This is a genomic window from Herbaspirillum frisingense, from assembly GCF_047325095.1.
Classification (GTDB): domain Bacteria; phylum Pseudomonadota; class Gammaproteobacteria; order Burkholderiales; family Burkholderiaceae_D; genus Herbaspirillum; species Herbaspirillum frisingense.
In genome coordinates this window covers 2,923,187-2,941,318 of record NZ_CP168558.1, presented here as the reverse complement: position 1 = coordinate 2,941,318, position 18,132 = coordinate 2,923,187, and the positions used below count along the sequence as shown (strand labels likewise).

The window sequence follows — 18,132 nt, the reverse complement described above, 5'->3', positions numbered from 1 at the left end:
ATTGCCGGAGACGCCATGCCCACTGTACAACCACCGTCCGAGCGGGCCCGGATCGACTCCTTGTTGAAAGGCATGTTCGATGCGGCGATTGCCATCGCCCAGCCGGCCGTCCGTATTCCCCAATTCGCGCCCGAGGCGCCGCGCGGGCGTCTGATCGTCATCATCGCCTGCGTTGCCGCGGCGGTGGGGCCGGTGATCGCAGCCGGCGCCAATAGCGTGGTAGGGCTGATCGCGGCCTTGACGCTGGTGAACGTGGGCATCAGTTTCGCCAAGCCGCCGCTGTGGAGCATGCCGACCATGTTCCTCTCCGGCACGGCCGCGGCCACCGGCATTGCCACCATCAATTCCATCGGCAACCTTGGCGGCTTTGTTGCGCCCAGCGTGATCGGCTGGATCAAGGACTCGAGCGGCAGCTATGCCGGTGGCTTGTATTTCGTGGCTGGGCTGCTGGTGTTTTCGGCGGTGCTTACGCTGATCATGTCGCGCTTCCAGACAAGGGAGCAGAGCCAGCACGCTTATCAAAAAGTCTAGGGCCCCGGATGAATCAGGTGCTACCGCAACAGGTGCCGACGGCAATCTGAGACGACAAGCGGATTTGAAATGAAAACATGGATGCCAAATGATCAGTGAATGGACTTCATGATCAGGCCAGCAGAAACCACCATGCAAACTATCGAAAACGCCAGTTTCAGATGGGCGGGGTGCCAGCGTACTGCGAGCTTCCCGCCTAGCAACATTCCGGCCATTGCGCCGGCGGAAAATGGCAAACCAATTGCGAGATCGAAGTGACCACTGACCATGCTGGTGCCGACACTGACCAGCGAAATCAGCGCGATCACCGCGAGCGACGTCGAGACGACAGACTGCATGGCCAGGTCGGTCACGCGCTGCAAGGACGGGACGATGACGAACCCGCCACCCACGCCGAGCAGCCCCGAGAGCACACCCGCCACACCACCCGTGACGGCCAGGCGACTGGCACAACGGGGTGTCCAGACGAAGCGTCCGCTCTGGTCGCGCAGGCAGGGGCAGTCATCTGGTACGGTGGCCGCGGCCGTCCTGCTGCGCCGGGCATCCCGCATGCCCTTGATGGCCACCCATGCCATGACAATGGCAAACAGCAGCGTCAGGTAGCGGGTATCGAGCTGATGGGCCAGCCACGTGCCTAGCGGAGTGAGGACAATGCCGACGGCGGCGATCAGCGCGGCGGCGCGATAGCGTACGATGCCAGCCCGCAAACCGATCACCGCCCCCATCGCCGAAGCAATGCCAACGGCCAGCAAACCGATGGGGCCAGCCTGCGGCACGCTCAGATGCAGGCCGAACACCAGCAGCGGAATGGCCAGGATACCGCCACCGGCGCCGGTGAGGCCCATGATGCAGCCCACCAAGGCACCCAGTAACAGGCTCATGCTCATCTGTGCCTCCTCAACCGACCATCTCGGGTTGCGCCAGCCACTCGTGTCCCTTCAGCATGCCCTCCCAGTACAGCGGCGGCAGGATGCGCTCCTTGAGCAGCCAGGCCAGGCGCGATGGACGCGTGCCATCCAGCATCCATGCCGGGAAACTGGGTGCCAGCTTGCCGCCATAGTTGAATTCGGCCAGAACGATCTTGCCGCGTTCTACGGTCAAGGGGCAGGAACCATAGCCGTTGTAGCGGGCCTGAACGGATTGCCGGCCCAGATTGTGGAGCACATTGTGAGCGACCACCGGCGCCTGTTTGCGGGCCGCAGCGGCAGTCTTGGCGTTGGGTGAGTTGGCCGCATCGCCCAGCCCGAAGATGTTGGCAAAGCGCTTGTGCTGCAAGGTCGATTGATCAACATCGATCCACCCGGCCGGATCGGCCAGAGGGCTGCTGCGGATGAAGTCCGGCGCCGTCTGCGGCGGCACCACGTGGATCATGTCAAAGGGTACTTCCACTTTCTGTGAGCTGCCGTCGGGGGAGCTGACTGCAAAGGTGGCGATCTTGCGTCCACCATCGATGGCGGTCAGGGTCTGTCCGAAGTTGAGGTCGATGCCATAGGCCTGCACGTATTCCATCAAGGCTGGCACGTATTCGGCCACGCCAAAGAGCACCGCACCAGCGGAGCGGAACTGCACATTCGATTTCTTGAGTACATCGGCGTGCCGCCATGCATCGCAAGAGAGATACATGGCCTTTTGCGGGGCACCGGCGCATTTGATGGGCATAGGCGGCTGGGTAAAGATGGCATCGCCCCCCTTGAAGCGCTCCACCAGTTCCCAGGTGTAGGGCGCCAGATCATAACGATAATTGGACGTCACGCCGTTGCGACCCAGGGTATCGGTGAGGCCTTCGATGCCGTCCTAGTTCAGTTTCAGACCGGGACAGACCACCAGCTGCTCGTACTTGACCACACGGCAGCCTTCCAGCAGCACCGCATTGCGCTCAGGCTCGAAACCTGCCACGGCCGATTTGATCCAGCGTACGCCGCGCGGGATGAGCGATCCCATCACCCGGGCGGTCTGCGCGGGCTTGAATACGCCGCCGCCCACCAGCGTCCAGCCAGGCTGGTAATAATGGACATCGGCCGGGTCGATGATGGCGATATCCAGTCCAGGCTGGCGCGCCAGCAGGCTGGACGCTACCGAGATACCTGCCGCGCCACCACCGACGATGACTACCTTGTGCGTCGAGTCGGCTACATCGAATGGGGTGGCATTGCTCTGGTTGATTCTGCGCACCAGCGCGCTGAGGTCGTAACCCGCCTGTTCGGCGCGGGTCAAAATCTCCCCCGTGGACATGCGACCGGCTCGCGAAAGCCCCCACAGCGTGGTACTGCGCATGCCACTGCGGCAATAGGCCAGCACGGGCTTGGGCAGATCTTCGAGCAGACGATCGAATTCGTCAGCCTGGGCATTGGCCACCTGACCAGGAATCACCGGCAGATAGCGCGCCTCGATGCCCGCAGTCTGAGCTTGTTGTTCCACCTCTCTGAAACTGGGTTGGTCGCCGGCTTCCCCGTCCGGACGATTGCAGATGATGGATTTGAAGCCGGCCGCCGCGATCTCTGCCATATCGGCAGGCATGATCTGGGCCGAGACGGACAAGTTGGCCGTCAGTTGCTTGATGTTCATGGAATGTCTCCTTGATTGATGTGCCCCTGGCGGCGACGCCCCGGCGTCCGCCAGCAAGGGGAGGGGGATCAGCGATCCCGGGTAGCGCAACTGCTGATGCCCAGCAGCGGATACAGCGGACAGAAGCGGAACAAGCCGGTTCCTATCGGGATCAGGCCCAGCCAGCCCCACCATCCCACGGTGCCGGTCGCCGCAAGGATGACCAGGACGACGCCAATGACGATTCTCAAGATGCGGTCGATACCGCCTACATTGCATTTCATGATGACTCCTCAGGGTGGGTGATCAGACTGCGTCCAGCGGGATCTTCAGATAGCGCATGCCGTTGGCCTCGGCCGGTGGCAACTGACCCGCGCGCATGTTGACTTGCACCGACGGCAGCAGCAGCACCGGCATGGCCAGGGTGGCGTCACGGGCAGTCCGCATGGCCACGAATTCCTCCTCGCTGATGCCGTCGCGGACGTGGATGTTATTGCTACGCTCTTCCGCCACGGTGGTGACGAACTGAAGCTGCCGGCCGTTGGGCTGGTAGTCGTGACACAGGTAGATACGGGTATGCGGCGGCAGACTCAGTACCTTGTTGATCGAATGGAAGAGGGTGCGGGCGTTCCCGCCGGGGAAATCGCAGCGTGCGGTCCCGTAGTCGGGCATGAACAGGGTGTCGCCGACGAAGGCTGCGATCTGGTCACCTTCCTCCACGACATAGGTGATACAGGCAGGCGTATGGCCGGGGGTGTGCATGACACGCGCTTGCAGAGCGCCGATCTGGAAGCGTTCGCCATCGGCGAACAGGTGATCGAACTGGCTGCCATCGTGGGCAAATTCACTGCCGGCATTGAAAAGCGCCCCAAATACGTTTTGCACCTGGCGGATGTGCTCACCGATGGCGATGCGTCCGCCCAGCTTGCGTTTGAGATAGGGGGCCGCAGACAGATGGTCGGCATGGGCATGGGTTTCCAGGATCCATTGCAGCGAGGCACCGAGCTCCTGCACACGCCTGATCAGGTGATCGGCGCTACTGGTAGAGGTACGGCCGGATTTGGGATCGTAGTCCAGTACGCTATCCAGCAGTGCGCATTGCCGGGTTGTGCGATCCAGTACCAGATAGCTCACAGTACTGGTGGCAGGGTCGAAGTGACCTTCAATATGCAGGTTGTCCATGTTGTCGTCCTCTGTTGTCAGATATTTTCTTCATATCAAAACTTGTGCCAGATCACGAAACTTGCTCAACCAATTGATTTGTAAGGAATATTTTCTTAAATCGCTTCACCTGCAGATCGAATGACTGCCAGTGACACTGCCAATTGGCAGTGTCATACTGCCACCTGGCAGCGTTGGTGCGCCGACCCAAATGAGGTGACGGGCCCTGCACGGACTGGTCGCCGATGTCCCTTTGCCAGAACCATCCAGAACCATCCAGAAGGCAGCATTTGCCTGAATTTGTCTTGAAGAAAGCGAGAGATCTCGTGGAGTCGCTACCCGATGTTTTGCAGTCGTTCCAGGTACAGGCCCTGATTTCTTATCTGGACCATGAGCCCACGCCGATGATCGTGATGAATACGGAGTACGAGATTCTGGCTGCCAATACCGCCTACAAGCGCCAGTTCGCCACAGCTGGCAGGGCGCCCATTGGTCACAAGTGTTATGCAATGTCACACCATTACCAGGTTCCCTGCGACCAGGCCGGAGAGCATTGCCCCTTGCAACGTGCGCTGGCCACCAAGGGCCCGGATCGAGTGCTGCACATTCATCACACGCCGCGCGGACCAGAACATGTGGATGTTGAGCTGCGGCCCATCATCGACCACCAGCATCGCGTGGTGGGGTTCGTCGAGCGTCTGCAGACGGTGCGTCATGCCTCGGTACAGGCCAGTCGCCAGGGGCTGGTTGGCAAGTCGGCAGCCTTCAATCGTGCCCTGGGCGAATTGCAGCGGGTGGCGATGTCGGATCTACCGGTCTTGCTGCTTGGAGAGTCGGGCAGTGGCAAGGAACTGTTTGCGCGCGCAGTGCATGAAGCCAGTCCCCGGGTGCATGGGCCGTTCGTGGTGGTGGACTGCTCGGGATTGACCGAGAGCCTGTTCGAGAGCGAGTTGTTCGGATACGAAAAGGGCGCCTTTACCGGCGCCCACGTCCGCAAGGCGGGCCTGGTTGAAACAGCCAAGGGTGGCACCTTGTTCCTGGACGAAATCGGCGACGTGCCATTGGCGATGCAGGTCAAGCTGTTGAGGCTGATTGAATCCGGCACTTTCCGGCGCGTTGGTGCGGTCGACACACAGCAGGCCGAATTTCGCCTCGTGGCAGCAACCCATAAGCCGCTGCAGGAAATGGTGGCAAAAGGCGATTTCCGTCAGGACCTTTACTACCGCATCAGTGCTTTCCCGCTCCATCTGCCGCCGTTACGCGAGAGACGTGATGACATACCTTTGCTGGTCGAGTCATTGCTTCAGCGAGGGGCAGGGGGAGCAGGCAAGTCGCTGCAAATCTCTGCTGACGCGATGACGCAGCTGATGCAACACGACTGGCCTGGAAATATCCGCGAACTTCGCAACGTGATCGAGCGAGCGCGCCTGTTTGCGGACGATGCAGTGATCAAGAAAGAGCATCTCGCACTGGATCGTTTCTACCCGCCGCGAGCGCCCGGGTTGGACAAGCCTGCAAGTGAAGTGCGCGATCTTGTAGAGATAGCACGCGAATTCAACGGCAGCCGCAAGGAGCTGGCAGCAAGCTTGGGTATGAGCGAGCGTACGTTATACAGACGTATGAAAGAGGCAGTGTTGATTTGCATTGAAAACTGACCCACTTTCCCAGGAAATTTGCATCCAAAGTTGACCCATGTTTAGACCACAATCCTGCTCATGACAGCGAGCGGGAGAACGGAGTGATAGACGTGGCCCTACTTGGAATTATTCGACGCTGGTACATCAGAGACCGCATCTCAATTCGGGAAATCGCTCGCAGGCTCGACATTTCCCGCAACACAGTTCGCCGCTACATCCGATCCGATGTCAGCGAACCCGCTTATCCAGCAAGGCGTTCGCCAAGCTCGCTCGATGAATTCACCGCCAGGCTCTCTGCTTGGCTCAGCGCAGAGGCGGTCAAATCTCGGAAGCAAAGAAGGACCCTGAAACAGATGTTCCTGGACTTAAGAGAACTGGGATACGAGGGGTCGTATGACCGGGTGGCTGCCTTCAGCAGGCAATGGAAGGTGGGTCAAATGGAGAGGGTCAAATCTGCGAGCAAATCAACAGAAAACCGCTAGGTTCCCCGCTTATCGCGATCTCAGCGGCTTCGACTTCAATGCAAGCGAGGCGAACGAAGCGCTAGTGCGCAAGCTACATACTTGTGCGTTCCTAGGAGGCGGGCAGAACGTAGTCCTGGTTGGCGGCCCTGGTACCGGCAAGACACATTTGGCCAGTGCCATTGGGATTCAAGCTATTGAGCATCACGGTGCCCGCGTACGCTATTTCTCCACAATCGAGCTCGTGAATATGCTGGAACAGGAAAAGCAACAAGGGCGAGCGGGAAACTTGGCAACACGCCTTCTACATACTGATCTCGTAATACTAGATGAGCTTGGCTACCTTCCATTCAGCCAAGCGGGCGGGGCTTTGCTATTCCACCTCATCAGCAAACTCTATGAGCGTACCAGCCTAATCATCACCACTAACCTCGGATTCGGAGAATGGGGAACCGTATTCGGAGATCCCAAAATGACTACCGCTCTACTCGACCGACTCACTCATCACTGTCACATTGTCGAAACAGGCAATGACAGCTACCGTTTCAAGAACAGTTCAACTCGAAACACGAAGAAAGGAGGGGCCGCAGAAAAGGCATCTGCGCAATAATAGAAACTCGTACGGGTCAGGATTCGATGCAAATCCTGGGTCAGTATTTAGTGCAATAACACAGCCGTGAATTCAACATGCTTATCTGGTGCTCTCACAGTAACGGATGAAGAAGTCAAACAAGCAATCCGATTTGCGATTGACACATTGCGCTTAGTGATCGAGCCTGGCGGCGTCGTTGCGTTGGCCGCAATTCTGGCGGGGAAAATTCAATTGAATGGTGAGCCAGTACTAGCGGTTCTTTCGGGCGGCAATATTGACATGGATATTCTTTCCAAAATCATTGCCACTTGATCTTGCCTTAGATTGCCCTCGTTCTACCTAGCCGCTTTTCCCGATACGAATTTCCAAATACGGCGACCACGTTAGTTGGCGCTGGAATTTCTTATTTCCTTTGATCTTTTTTGTCATTTATTTTTCATAACCGGATCAACATCATGAAATCGATTTTTCATCTCGCGTATCACGTACACGATCTCGACCAGGCACGCCAGTTCTATTGCGGCCTGCTGGGCTGCGAAGAAGGCCGCAGTACCACTACCTGGATCGATCTTGACTTCTTTGGCCATCAGCTTTCGCTCCACCTAGGCGAGCCGTTTTCCGTGACCAACACTGGCAAGGTTGGTAAGCACATGGTGCCCATGCCGCATCTGGGCGTGATCCTGCAGATGCGGGATTGGCAGCAGCTGGCCGATAGTCTGCACGCCAGCGGGGCAGTGCAATTCGTGCTCGAACCACAGATCCGCTTTGCCGGCGAACCGGGAGAGCAGGCCACTATGTTCTTCCTCGACCCCTTTGGTAACCCCATCGAGGTAAAAGGTTTCCAGCAACTGGAACAGGTCTACGCCAAATAAGCAGGAAGCCCCATTGCCTTCGTCATTCAGCGCCATGCCGTTTTCCGCCGTTCCGCCACTGACAGGCCTTCGGCTCGGCCATATGGAGAAAGAGTTGATGGGACTTTCTGATCTGAATGTACAGCAGCGCACGCAGTGTCATTGACCACCTGTTTATGCCTATAACTGGTTTAGGTTCCTGTGTGGAGCGGCGCAGTTTGTCGGGGAGGTCGAAAGCAACAAGCGTTGTGTGGCAATGCTACATTCGGTAATTGTCGTGCGTTCAAATATATTATTTTACATAATACAAATTATGCGAAGTTTTAGATATTCCGGCTCAAGCTGAAATGAAGCCTTCTTCAGGCCGCAACGTCAACACCTGCACGCCTTTCCTGGTCACTGCCACAGTATGTTCAAACTGCGCCGACAACTTGCCGTCGGCCGTCACCACGGTCCAGCCGTCGTCTTCCGTGCGGCAGGCATGGTGCCCCTGATTCAGCATTGGCTCGATGGTAAATACCATTCCTTCCTGCAGGACCATCCCCGTCTTCGGTCGTCCCCAATGCAATACCTCCGGCGGCTCGTGCATTTCCCGGCCGATGCCATGGCCGCAGAACTCGCGGACCACCGAAAACCCGTGACGTTGCGCGTGACGTTGAATGGCATAGCCAATATCGCCAAGCTGGGCGCCTGGTCGCACGGCATGGATGCCTTTCCACATGGCTTCGTAGGTAATCTGCACCAGATGCCGGGCTTCCGGCGTGACCGCTCCGACCAGGTAGGTCTTGCTGGAGTCGGCGATATAGCCGTTCTTCTCCAGCGTAATGTCGAAGTTGACGATGTCGCCGTCCCTGAGGATCTCCGTTCCCGACGGCACACCATGACAGATCACGTTGTTGCGCGATGAATTGAGGGCGAACGCATAGCCATACTGGCCTTTGCTGGCCGGCCGCGCGTGCAGCTCCTCGACGATAAAGCGGTCAACCCAGTCGTTGACCTGCATGGTAGACATGCCGGCAAGCTCCATCTGATCCAGCCCGCTGAATACGCTGGCCAGCAGCCTGCCTGATTCGGCCATCAGGGAGATTTCTTCGGGGCGCTTCTTCATGTCGCCGTCACTCTGACACTGGGCGTGACTACCCCGGCCTCCTGCAATTCGCGGGCGATGATCTCGTTGAAGGAAAGCGTTGGATTGGTCTCGGCCAGAACGCCGATCTTGATCCAGAACGCCGCCTGCGCATTGATGGAGCGGCAGGATACGGCCGTGGCCTTGCGGATCTGGTCGTGCAAGTCGTCGTCGATGTTCACAATACCCATGATTGACCTGTATATATATGATTCATATACGAAGTATATATTCATATCAAAAAACAGGTCAACCACCCGGTCAGTCCATCCCGGCGCAGGTGTTCAGGCGTCCACGGCTTCTGCGAGGTCCCGATACTGCCCGCGAAAATACAGCAATGGCTGTGCGCTTGCCGGCTTTTGCTGGTCCATGGCAAGCACCTCGCCGATGACGATGAGATGATCGCCAGCGATATGTTCAGCATGAATCCGACAATCCAGCCAGTGCAGACTGCCGGCAATGATGGGGTTGCCCAGGGGCGACGCCTGCCAATCCACCCCCTGCCACTTGTCTTGGCCACGGCGGGCGAACTGGCTGGAAATTTGCGCTTGATCGGCGGCCAGGATATTGACCGCAAAGCGCCCTGCCCGCCTGATCGCCGGATAGCTGGCCGAACTGGACATGACGCTGAAGGACACCAGTGGCGGATTCACCGACACGCTGTAGAAGGACTGGCAAGTGAAGCCAATCGGCGTGGCGTCCACCAGCGAGGTGATCACCGTGATGCCGGAGGCGTAATGCCCGAGCGCGTCGCGAAAACGCGATGGTTCAATGCTTGTGCTGGTCAATGACATGATGGAACAGGAATGCGGCTTGGGATCGCAACTACCCAAATGGATATGAAAACTCAGCATCAGCCTGGACGGCGACCACGCACCGCTGGCGGCGCCCGTCCAAGCAGGTATGCCTACGTCTACCTGGCCAGTTCCTGGCGGATGATCTCCGCACCGGCAGCAAGTGCATTGAGCTTGCCTCGGGCGACGTCGCGCGCCAGGGGTGCCATGCCGCAGTTGGTGCAAGGATAGAGCTTGTCGGCATCGACGAACTGCAGCGCCTTGCGCAGGGTGTCGGCGACCTCCTCCGGGGTTTCGATGGTATTGCTGGCCACATCGATGGCGCCGACCATTACCTTCTTGCCACGGATGAGTTCAATCAGGTCCATGGGAACGCGCGAATTGTGGCACTCCAGCGAGACGATATCGATTCCGGACTGTTGCAGCTTCGGGAATGCTTCCTCGTATTGCCGCCACTCGGAACCCAGGGTCTTCTTCCAGTCGGTGTTGGCCTTGATACCGTAGCCGTAGCAGATATGGACGGCGGTTTCGCATTTCAGGCCTTCGATGGCACGTTCCAGCGTGGCCACGCCCCAGTCGTTGACTTCGTCGAAGAAGACATTGAAGGCCGGCTCATCGAACTGGATGATGTCTACGCCGGCCGCTTCCAGCTCCCGGGCTTCCTGATTGAGGATCTTGGCGAATTCCCAGGCCAGTTTTTCGCGGCTCTTGTAGTGGGCGTCATAGAGCGTGTCGATCATGGTCATGGGGCCGGGCAGCGCCCATTTGATGGTTTGCCCGGTCTGCTGGCGCAGGAATCTGGCGTCTTCCACGAAGACCGGTTTCTGGCGCGAGACGGCGCCGACGACGGTGGGCACGCTGGCATCGTAGCGGTCGCGGATGCGCACGGTCTCGCGCTTCTCGAAATCGACCCCGTCCAGATGTTCGATAAAGGTCGTCACGAAATGCTGGCGCGTCTGTTCGCCATCACTGACGATATCGATGCCGGCATGGACCTGTTCCTGCAGGGACAGGCGCAAGGCATCGCGCTTGCCGTCACGCAGTTCTTCGCCTTGCAGTTTCCAGGGCGACCAGAGCTTCTCGGGTTCGGCGAGCCAGGAAGGTTTCGGCAGGCTGCCGGCGGTGGAGGTGGGTAAGAGTTTTTTCACGTTGGATGACCTGTTCTGTTGTATGAATCCGTGCGGCTAATCAATGGGCGTAATGGTTGGACCACTGCGCCAGTACCGCCTGGTAAGGCTTGATGAAGTGTTCTTCGGCAAACCTGCCCTGCTCCACCGCCAGCCGGCTGCGTTCTTCGCGGTCGTAGACGATGCGGGTCAGGGAATAATCCTGGTGCTTCAGGCTGGGCCGATAGGACTTGCCGGCAACCGAATTGGCGTTGTAGATCTCGGGCCGGTAGATCTTCTGGAAGGTCTCCATCGTGCTGATGGTGCTGATCAGTTCCAGGTTGGTGTAGTCGCCCAGCAGATCACCGGAGAAATAGAACGCCAGCGGTGCGGCGCTGTCGGGCGGCATGAAGTAGCGTACCTGCATGCCCATCTTGCCGAAGTATTCATCGGTCAGCGAATACTCGTCCTGCAGGTATTCCACGCCCAATACCGGGTGCCGGTTCTCGGTGCGCCGGTAGGTCCGGCTGCTGGAGACACTCAGGCAGATGACCGGCGGCTTGCCGAAATGCGCCCGGTACACGTCAGACTCGACGAAGGACTTGAACAGCCGTCCATGCAGGTCGCCAAAATCCTCGGGCGCGCTGAAGACAGGCTGGTTGCGGTTGCGCTCCAGCAGGACCACGCTGAAATCGTAATCGCGTACATAGGATGAGAAGTTGTTACCCACGATGCCGGCAGTGCGTTCGCCAGTCTGCTGATCGATGACTGTCGTCTGCAATATCTCGATCAAGGGAAGTGCCGGGCCGCTGCGTTCGCCGGCAATCTTCATCTCGACCGAGATGATCTCCAGCTCCACGTGATAGCGCTCGCCTGCCGGATTATCCCAATGCGCCAGGGCATTGAAGCGGTTGTCGATCATGCGGAAGGTGTTGCGCAGGTTCTCCTGGCGACTTTCACCCCGGGCGAGATTGGCGAAGTTGGTGGTGATGCGCGTGTTCTCGGAAGGACGATAGTCCTCGTCGAAGCGGATGCTCTTGATGGCAAACGTAAATTCTTTGGTCATGGTGATTCAGCCTCTGGCCGTCCTGGTGATGACGATGTTCGAAGCGAATCTTAAGCGCAGTCATCCATGAAAAAAAGTGAAATAATCTCATTGTTCCATTAGATCGGCTCATATACCAACACAAGGGCCGTCACTGCAGCAGACCCGCAGCATGATAGGCATGCGGTTTCCAAGGAAGCACATGCGGAATGCTTCGTTCAGGCCAGCACAGCGCTTTGGTCTAATAGCGCAACGTTGCTGAACCAGCACTTCTTCACCCTCTCACCATGCGGCCGCGCAGCTTCAAGAGCCGGCGCGAACCGGCGCAGGGCGTACAGAAAGAAGCCCGGCCCGACCGCAACACCACACCGACAACAGGGGAAACCATGCTACACACCAGACTCCTGCGCTCCCTGCTGGGCGCAGCCACATTGCTCATCGCCGGCGCTGCTGCGACCGCTCCTGCGACGGCCGCCGCCCCCACACCGGGCGGGACTCTCACCACCATCATCCAGCCCGAACCGGTGATCCTGACCTCGGCCCTGAACACAGCCGCACCGACCGGCTTCTTCAGTGCCAACGTCTTCGATGGCCTGGTCGAATACGACAACGATTTCAAGTTGAAACCGGCCCTGGCCGAGCGCTGGGAGTTTTCCAAGGACGGCAAGACCCTGACCTTCTACCTGCGCCGTGGCGTCAAGTGGCACGACGGCAAGCCCTTCACCTCGGCCGACGTGAAATGGACCCTGGAAAACGTCTGGAGGAAGATCCATCCGCGCAACCAGATCCTCTACGGCAAGGTCACCTCCACCGATACGCCGGACGACTACACCGTGGTGATCCACTTCAGCGAGCCTTCGCTGGCCGTGCTCAGTTCGCTCAACAGCAACGGCGCCCAGGTCCTGCCCAAGCACTTGTACGAGGGGACCGACATCCTCAACAACCCCTACAACAACAAGCCCATCGGCACCGGCCCCTTCGTCTTCAAGGAATGGAGCCGTGGCAACTACATCACCCTGGAACGAAATCCGGAATACTGGGACAAGGGCAAGCCCTACCTGGACAAGATCGTCTTCAAGGTCGTGCCTGATGCCGGTGCCCGCGCTGCCGCGCTGGAAAAGGGTGAAGCCCAGTACGCCCCGTTCTCCCCGGTGCCGCTCAAGGATGCCGAGCGTCTGGCCAAGCTGCCCAGCCTGAAGCTGGAGACCCGCGGCTATGAATGGCTCTCGCCCTGGCTGTTCGTGGATATCAACCTCGACCGCCCCTACTTCAAGGACCTGCGCGTGCGCCAGGCCCTGGCCTACGCGATCGACCGCAATGCCTTCAACAAGGTGGTGTGGTACGGCTTCGGCAAGCCGGCCGACAGCCCGGTGGTCTCCACCCTCAAGCAATTCCACACCAGCGACGTGCCGCAATACGGCTTCGACCCCAAGAAGGCCGAAGCCCTGCTGGATGAAGCCGGCCTCAAGCGCGGCGCCGACGGCACCCGCCTGAAAATCAACCTGGATTACCTGCCCTACGGCGACGACTTCAAGCGCAGCGGCGAATTCATCCGCAATTCCCTGAAGCGCGTGGGCATCGAAGTCAACGTGCGGGCGCAGGACACACCGACCTACACCAAGCGTGTCTATGGCGACCGTGACTACGACCTGTCGGTGGTCTGGTTCGCCGGCTTTGCCGATCCGCTGGTCGGTGTCACCCGCGCCTACTGGAGCGATTCGGTCGGCAAGAACATCCCCTGGAGCAATGGTTCCGGCTACCGCAGCGCCGAGGCCGACAAGCTGATCTCGCAGGCCCAGGGTTCGGCCAGCCAGAGCGAACGCATCGCCCTGTTCAAGAAGCTGCAGCAGCAGGTGCAGACCGACCTGCCTTCGTTGCCGCTGCTGGAAATGCACTTCTTCACGGTGCAATCCTCCAGCCTCAAGGATGCCGTGGCCGGCGTCGATCAGGTCTATGGATCGCTGAAGAACGCGTGGTTCGACAGCGGCGCCAAAGTGGCAGCCAATCCCGCCGCGCCACAACGCTAAGGACCGCGAATGAGCCTGAGCCTGGAGACCACGGCCTCCTCCGAGCCTTCCCAGCACACCAAGCCGCCCCTGTCACGCGGGGGCAGGCTATGGCAGGCCACCGTGCGCCGCCTGTTGCAATTGCTGGCCGTGGTGCTGGGCGTGGCGGTGATCAATTTCTTCCTGCTGCGCCTGGCGCCGGGTGATGCCGCCCAGGTACTGGCGGGGGAAGCCGGTGCTGCCACTCCCGAATACCTGGCGACACTGCGCGCCCAGTTCGGGCTGGACCAGCCATTGCTGGTGCAGTTCGGCAAATACCTGCTGCATCTGCTGCAGTTCGACCTCGGTTATTCCTTCCGTCACGGCATGCCGGTGGCGCAATTGATTGGCGAGCGCGTACCGGCCACCTTGCTGTTGATGGGCGCCAGCATCCTGCTGGCCGTGGTGGGCGGGGTGGTGCTGGGTAGCCTGGCGGCCTACCGCGCCGGCAAGCTGGTCGACCTGCTGGTGTCCTTGCTGGCGCTGGTGTTCTTCGCCACGCCGCTGTTCTGGATCGGCCTGATGCTGGTGGTGGTCTTCTCGGTCTGGCTGGACTGGCTGCCGGTGGGCGGCATGATCACGGTCGAAGCCGGCTATACCGGTTTGGCCCACGTCCTGGACGTGGCACGCCACCTGGTGCTGCCGGCGCTGACGCTGGGCCTGTTCTACATGGCGGTCTATACACGTCTCATGCGCGCCACCATGATCGAGGTGCGACGCCAGGATTTCGTGCGCACCGCCGTGGCCAAGGGCGCGCCCGCGCATCGGGTGCTGGTGGTGCATGTGCTACGCAATGCGCTACTGCCGCTGGTGACCATGCTGGGCGTGCAGGCCAGCGCCATCGTCGGCGGCGCGGTGCTGGTGGAGACCGTGTTCTCCTGGCCCGGCCTTGGCCGACTGGCCTTCGAAGCGCTGTTCCAGCGCGACTTCAACCTGTTGCTGGGCATCCTGCTGTGCAGTTCGACCGTGGTGGTGCTGGTCAACTGGATCGTCGATGCCCTCTATGTGCGGCTGGATCCACGCATCCGCCTGCAATGAAAAGACCGACATGAGCACCCTCACCCTCCCCCATCCTTATCCCTCTGCCGCGCGCGGCGTTCTTGCGCGCCTGCGGCGCTCGCCCTCGGCGCTGGCTGGCAGCCTGCTGTTGCTGCTGGTGCTGTTCATGGCGGCCTCGGCCGGCTGGCTGTTCCCCGGCGATCCGCTGGACATGGTGGCCGAACCCTTCCTGCGACCCGGCGTGGACCTCGCCTATCCGCTGGGCAGCGACATGCTGGGGCGTGACCTGCTGGCCGGCATCTTCCATGGCGCGCGGGTGTCGCTGCTGATCGCCGCCGTCTCCACCGCCATCGCGTTGCTGCTGGGCGTGAGCGGCGGCCTGCTGGCCGGCTACTACGGCGGCTGGCTGGATGCGGCATTGATGCGGGTGACCGAGTTCTTCCAGACCATTCCTTCTTTCCTGTTCTCACTGGCCATCGTGGCGGTGATCCAGCCTACCGTGTGGACCATCGCCCTGGCCATCGGCGTGACCGCCTGGCCCAGCCTGGCGCGGCTGGTACGGGCCGAGGCCCTGAAACTGCGGCACGGCGAGATGGTACGCGCCAGCATCGCCCTGGGTGCCAGCGATGCCCGCATCCTGTTGCGCGACATCCTGCCCAATGCCGCCACCCCGATCCTGGTATCGGCCTCGCTGATGGTGGCCAGCGCCATCCTCACCGAATCCAGCCTGGCCTTCCTCGGCCTGGGCGACCCCAATGCCGCCAGCTGGGGCAACATGGTCGGCGCCGGCCGCGAAGTGCTGCGCACCGACTGGTACATCACCACCATCCCGGGCCTGGCCATCGTCTTTACGGTGCTGGCCCTCAATCTCTTGGGCGACGGACTGGCCGATGTGCTCGATCCGCGCGAACGCAAATAGGACTTTTCCATGGCACGTGTCTCTACCCTTCTCTCTCACCAACTGCCGGCCGGCGAAGCCCGCCGCATCTTCGAAAAAGTCGAGAACGAATACGGCGCCTTCGGCAACATGCTGGGCGTGATGGCGCACAAGCCGGCCTCCATCGAACATCTCTATGGCTTGCTGCTGGGTTTCGCCGCCGAGGGCAATCTCTCGCGCCTGCACCTGGAAATCGTGCTGGTGACCGCATCGCGGGCCAACGAATGTACCTACTGCGTCTCGCACCATGCCCCCAAGCTGCAGGCCGAACAGGTCAGCGCCGAGACGGTGGACCGCATCCTGGAGCCCGACGTCCCCGGCCTGGGCCCGGTGGAACTGCTGGTGCGCGACTATGCCCTGGCCGTCACCCGACAGCGCGTGGGTGATTCGCTGGTGGCGCGCCTGCGCGAACATTTCGATGAATCCCAGATCGTCGAGCTGACGCTGCGTGCAGCGCTGTGCGCCTTCTTTGCGCGCTTCAACGAAGCTCTGGACGTGCAACTGGAACCGCAATACCAGAGCGCCGTACTGGCTGCCTGAACCAAGGAAACCATGATGTCTTCCCTGCTGGAACTGCGCGATCTGAAGGTTGCCTTCGGCGCGCACCAGGCCGTGCGTGGGCTGGACCTGTCGATTGCCGCTGGCGAAACGGTGGCCCTGGTCGGCGAGTCCGGCTGCGGCAAGTCCACCACGGCCCTGTCGATATTGCGCCTGCTGGATGGCTCGGCCAAGGTCAGCGGCCAGGTACTGTTCGAAGAGCGTGACCTGCTGCGTCTGCCGGAACCCGAACTGGTCGCCCTGCGCGGCCAGGGCATCGCCATGATCTTCCAGGAGCCGATGACCTCGCTCAATCCGGTGCTCTCCATCGGCCAGCAACTGGTGGAGGCGATCCGCCTGCACCAGCCGCTGGACGGCGCGGCTGCGCGGGCGCGAGCACTGGAATTGCTGGCCCAGGTCCGCATCCCCGATCCCGCCAGGCGCATCGATGATTACCCGCACCAGCTCTCCGGTGGCCAGCGCCAGCGCGTCATGATCGCCATGGCCATCGCCAACCGTCCGCGCCTGCTGATTGCCGACGAGCCGACCACCGCGCTGGATGTGACGGTGCAGGCGCAGATCCTGGAACTGCTGGGCCAGCTGCGGCGCGAGCTGGGCATGGCCGTACTGCTCATCACCCATGACCTGGGCGTGGTGGAGCAATGGGCCGACCGCGTGGCCGTCATGTTCGCCGGCGAAAAGGTGGAAGAAGCCACGACCGCGCAACTCTTTGCCGCGCCCCGTCATGCCTATACGCGGGGCTTGCTGGGGGCGTCCTTGCGACTGGAGCAGGAACTGCACTACCGCCGGCAGCGTCTCCCCGAAATCCGCAATGACATCGATGCAGACGGCCAATGGCGTTTCAGCCTGACAGATACCGCACTGAGGCAAGTCATCCAGCCGCTGGCTGCCGGCGCTGCGCCCCTGCTGTCGGTACAGGACCTGCATGTGGATTACCTGACGCCCAAGGGCAGCGTGCACGCGGTGCGCGGCGTCAGCCTGGACATCGCCGCTGGCGAGACCGTGGGCCTGGTGGGCGAATCGGGGTGTGGCAAGTCCACCCTCTCGCGCAGCATCATCCGCCTGGAAGACAGCCGCAGCGGCCGCATCCTGCTGGACGGCCAGGACATCGCCCGGCTGGACCGCAAGGCCCTGCGCCCCTTGCGCAGGCGGGTACAGATGGTGTTCCAGGACCCGTATGCCTCACTCAATCCGCGCCACAGCGTGCGCGACATTCTGGACACGGCCTTGCAGATCCATGAAGTCCGGGACCGCAACGAGCGCCAGCGGCGCGTCAGCCAGATCATCGATCTGGTCGGCCTGCCGCAGGCCGCCCTGGGCCGCTACGCCCACCAGTTTTCGGGCGGCCAGCGCCAGCGTATCGGGATCGCCCGGGCGCTGGTACTCAAGCCTGCGCTGGTGATCTGCGACGAACCGGTCTCGGCGCTGGACGTCTCGGTGCAGGCACAGATCCTGAACCTGCTGGTCGATCTGAAGCAGGAGTTCGGCCTGGCCTACCTGTTCATCTCGCACGATCTGTCGGTGGTGCGCTACATCGCCGACCGCGTACTGGTCATGCAGGGCGGGCGCATCGTCGAGGAAGGCGATCATCGTTCCATCTGGCAGGCACCGCAACATCCCTATACCCGTACCCTGCTGGCGGCGGCACCAGGCAATGCCTATGGGCGTAGCGTCGCGGCACAGCCGGAGCGGCTCATCGCCTGAGCCGCACGCCAGCTTGCCGAGGCTGGCCGTCCTGCCGACTC

General features: G+C 60.7%; 17 protein-coding genes and 3 pseudogenes. 11 read left to right on the top strand and 9 right to left on the bottom strand.

Going from position 1 to position 18,132, the window contains the following annotated elements; all coding sequences use genetic code 11:
- Positions 1–156: 156 nt before the first annotated feature.
- A pseudogene (locus ACEOAC_RS13575) lies at positions 157–531 on the top strand (MFS transporter); the annotation flags it as partial.
- A gap of 92 nt (positions 532–623) precedes the next feature.
- On the opposite strand, the gene ACEOAC_RS13570 reads toward ACEOAC_RS13575, so the two are convergent.
- The 4 genes and pseudogenes from ACEOAC_RS13570 to ACEOAC_RS13555 form a co-directional block, all read right to left on the bottom strand.
- A complete protein-coding gene (locus tag ACEOAC_RS13570) occupies positions 624–1,418 on the bottom strand; it encodes a sulfite exporter TauE/SafE family protein (RefSeq protein WP_241812296.1) in 795 nt (264 codons plus the stop codon).
- 10 nt (positions 1,419–1,428) lie between these two features.
- Positions 1,429–3,096, bottom strand: a pseudogene (locus tag ACEOAC_RS13565) (TIGR01244 family sulfur transferase).
- A gap of 68 nt (positions 3,097–3,164) precedes the next feature.
- The gene (locus ACEOAC_RS13560) at positions 3,165–3,359 is read right to left on the bottom strand and encodes a DUF2892 domain-containing protein (RefSeq protein ID WP_234296685.1); all 195 of its coding nucleotides are present in this window, start codon (positions 3,357–3,359) and stop codon (positions 3,165–3,167) included.
- A 22-nt stretch (positions 3,360–3,381) separates the two neighbouring features.
- Positions 3,382–4,257, bottom strand: coding sequence for an MBL fold metallo-hydrolase (locus ACEOAC_RS13555; RefSeq protein ID WP_077235913.1), 876 nt, complete (start codon positions 4,255–4,257; stop codon positions 3,382–3,384).
- A 383-nt stretch (positions 4,258–4,640) separates the two neighbouring features.
- Here ACEOAC_RS13555 and ACEOAC_RS13550 point away from each other — a divergent pair, with 383 nt between their 5' ends.
- The 5 genes and pseudogenes from ACEOAC_RS13550 to ACEOAC_RS13530 all read left to right on the top strand — a co-directional run bounded on the left by ACEOAC_RS13550 (position 4,641) and on the right by ACEOAC_RS13530 (position 7,798).
- Positions 4,641–5,891, top strand: a complete 1,251-nt coding sequence (locus tag ACEOAC_RS13550) for a sigma-54 interaction domain-containing protein (RefSeq protein ID WP_413444637.1) — start codon at positions 4,641–4,643, stop codon at positions 5,889–5,891.
- Positions 5,892–5,974: 83 nt separating this feature from the next.
- Entirely contained in the window at positions 5,975–6,355 is a 381-nt protein-coding gene (locus ACEOAC_RS13545; protein ID WP_413628393.1) for a winged helix-turn-helix transcriptional regulator, read from the top strand.
- Positions 6,333–6,944, top strand: a pseudogene (istB, locus tag ACEOAC_RS13540) (IS21-like element helper ATPase IstB); the annotation flags it as partial. The gene ACEOAC_RS13545 and the pseudogene istB, both read left to right, overlap by 23 nt.
- Before the next feature lie 66 nt (positions 6,945–7,010).
- Positions 7,011–7,238 carry a hypothetical protein gene (locus ACEOAC_RS13535; RefSeq protein ID WP_413445019.1) on the top strand — a complete coding sequence of 76 codons (228 nt, stop codon included), beginning with the start codon at positions 7,011–7,013 and terminating at the stop codon, positions 7,236–7,238.
- Positions 7,239–7,381: 143 nt separating this feature from the next.
- A complete protein-coding gene (locus ACEOAC_RS13530; RefSeq protein WP_413445020.1) occupies positions 7,382–7,798 on the top strand; it encodes a VOC family protein in 417 nt (138 codons plus the stop codon).
- Positions 7,799–8,114: 316 nt separating this feature from the next.
- Here ACEOAC_RS13530 and map read toward each other — a convergent pair whose 3' ends face one another.
- The 5 genes from map to ACEOAC_RS13505 form a co-directional block, all read right to left on the bottom strand.
- Positions 8,115–8,885, bottom strand: a complete 771-nt coding sequence (map, locus tag ACEOAC_RS13525; RefSeq protein ID WP_413445021.1) for a type I methionyl aminopeptidase — start codon at positions 8,883–8,885, stop codon at positions 8,115–8,117.
- Complete coding sequence (locus ACEOAC_RS13520; RefSeq protein WP_039874457.1) at positions 8,882–9,094, bottom strand: ParD-like family protein; 213 nt, start codon at positions 9,092–9,094, stop codon at positions 8,882–8,884. Before ACEOAC_RS13520 ends, map begins: the two co-directional genes overlap by 4 nt.
- A 93-nt stretch (positions 9,095–9,187) precedes the next feature.
- The gene (locus ACEOAC_RS13515; RefSeq protein ID WP_413445022.1) at positions 9,188–9,697 is read right to left on the bottom strand and encodes a flavin reductase family protein; all 510 of its coding nucleotides are present in this window, start codon (positions 9,695–9,697) and stop codon (positions 9,188–9,190) included.
- 119 nt (positions 9,698–9,816) lie between these two features.
- Positions 9,817–10,845 (bottom strand): methionine synthase, encoded by a 1,029-nt coding sequence (locus ACEOAC_RS13510; RefSeq protein WP_006462159.1) that lies wholly within the window; start codon positions 10,843–10,845, stop codon positions 9,817–9,819.
- 40 nt (positions 10,846–10,885) lie between these two features.
- Positions 10,886–11,869 carry a DUF1852 domain-containing protein gene (locus ACEOAC_RS13505; RefSeq protein ID WP_413445023.1) on the bottom strand — a complete coding sequence of 328 codons (984 nt, stop codon included), beginning with the start codon at positions 11,867–11,869 and terminating at the stop codon, positions 10,886–10,888.
- A gap of 365 nt (positions 11,870–12,234) precedes the next feature.
- Between ACEOAC_RS13505 and ACEOAC_RS13500 the strand changes: the two genes are divergently transcribed.
- The 5 genes from ACEOAC_RS13500 to ACEOAC_RS13480 are packed head-to-tail and all read left to right on the top strand — an operon-like array spanning position 12,235 to position 18,091.
- Positions 12,235–13,875: an ABC transporter substrate-binding protein gene (locus ACEOAC_RS13500; RefSeq protein ID WP_006462161.1), complete on the top strand. Its 1,641-nt coding sequence runs from the start codon at positions 12,235–12,237 to the stop codon at positions 13,873–13,875.
- 9 nt (positions 13,876–13,884) lie between these two features.
- The gene (locus tag ACEOAC_RS13495) at positions 13,885–14,931 is read left to right on the top strand and encodes an ABC transporter permease (RefSeq protein WP_413445024.1); all 1,047 of its coding nucleotides are present in this window, start codon (positions 13,885–13,887) and stop codon (positions 14,929–14,931) included.
- Between the two features lie 10 nt (positions 14,932–14,941).
- Positions 14,942–15,811: an ABC transporter permease gene (locus tag ACEOAC_RS13490; protein WP_039874461.1), complete on the top strand. Its 870-nt coding sequence runs from the start codon at positions 14,942–14,944 to the stop codon at positions 15,809–15,811.
- A gap of 9 nt (positions 15,812–15,820) precedes the next feature.
- Entirely contained in the window at positions 15,821–16,369 is a 549-nt protein-coding gene (locus ACEOAC_RS13485) for a carboxymuconolactone decarboxylase family protein (RefSeq protein ID WP_413445255.1), read from the top strand.
- Between the two features lie 15 nt (positions 16,370–16,384).
- Entirely contained in the window at positions 16,385–18,091 is a 1,707-nt protein-coding gene (locus ACEOAC_RS13480) for an ABC transporter ATP-binding protein (protein ID WP_413445259.1), read from the top strand.
- The last annotated feature ends 41 nt before the right edge of the window (positions 18,092–18,132 follow it).

Excerpts from the sequence above, each read along its gene's own strand:
- ACEOAC_RS13505 (WP_413445023.1), bottom strand. The coding sequence starts at position 11,869 with ATGACCAAAGAATTTACGTTTGCCATCAAGAGCATCCGCTTCGACGAG.
- ACEOAC_RS13515 (WP_413445022.1), bottom strand. The coding sequence starts at position 9,697 with ATGTCATTGACCAGCACAAGCATTGAACCATCGCGTTTTCGCGACGCG.
- ACEOAC_RS13555 (WP_077235913.1), bottom strand. The coding sequence starts at position 4,257 with ATGGACAACCTGCATATTGAAGGTCACTTCGACCCTGCCACCAGTACT.
- ACEOAC_RS13530 (WP_413445020.1), top strand. The coding sequence starts at position 7,382 with ATGAAATCGATTTTTCATCTCGCGTATCACGTACACGATCTCGACCAG.
- ACEOAC_RS13480 (WP_413445259.1), top strand. The coding sequence starts at position 16,385 with ATGTCTTCCCTGCTGGAACTGCGCGATCTGAAGGTTGCCTTCGGCGCG.
- ACEOAC_RS13570 (WP_241812296.1), bottom strand. The coding sequence starts at position 1,418 with ATGAGCATGAGCCTGTTACTGGGTGCCTTGGTGGGCTGCATCATGGGC.
- ACEOAC_RS13550 (WP_413444637.1), top strand. The coding sequence starts at position 4,641 with ATGATCGTGATGAATACGGAGTACGAGATTCTGGCTGCCAATACCGCC.
- ACEOAC_RS13495 (WP_413445024.1), top strand. The coding sequence starts at position 13,885 with ATGAGCCTGAGCCTGGAGACCACGGCCTCCTCCGAGCCTTCCCAGCAC.
- ACEOAC_RS13520 (WP_039874457.1), bottom strand. The coding sequence starts at position 9,094 with ATGGGTATTGTGAACATCGACGACGACTTGCACGACCAGATCCGCAAG.
- map (WP_413445021.1), bottom strand. The coding sequence starts at position 8,885 with ATGAAGAAGCGCCCCGAAGAAATCTCCCTGATGGCCGAATCAGGCAGG.
- ACEOAC_RS13485 (WP_413445255.1), top strand. The coding sequence starts at position 15,821 with ATGGCACGTGTCTCTACCCTTCTCTCTCACCAACTGCCGGCCGGCGAA.
- ACEOAC_RS13560 (WP_234296685.1), bottom strand. The coding sequence starts at position 3,359 with ATGAAATGCAATGTAGGCGGTATCGACCGCATCTTGAGAATCGTCATT.
- ACEOAC_RS13490 (WP_039874461.1), top strand. The coding sequence starts at position 14,942 with ATGAGCACCCTCACCCTCCCCCATCCTTATCCCTCTGCCGCGCGCGGC.
- ACEOAC_RS13500 (WP_006462161.1), top strand. The coding sequence starts at position 12,235 with ATGCTACACACCAGACTCCTGCGCTCCCTGCTGGGCGCAGCCACATTG.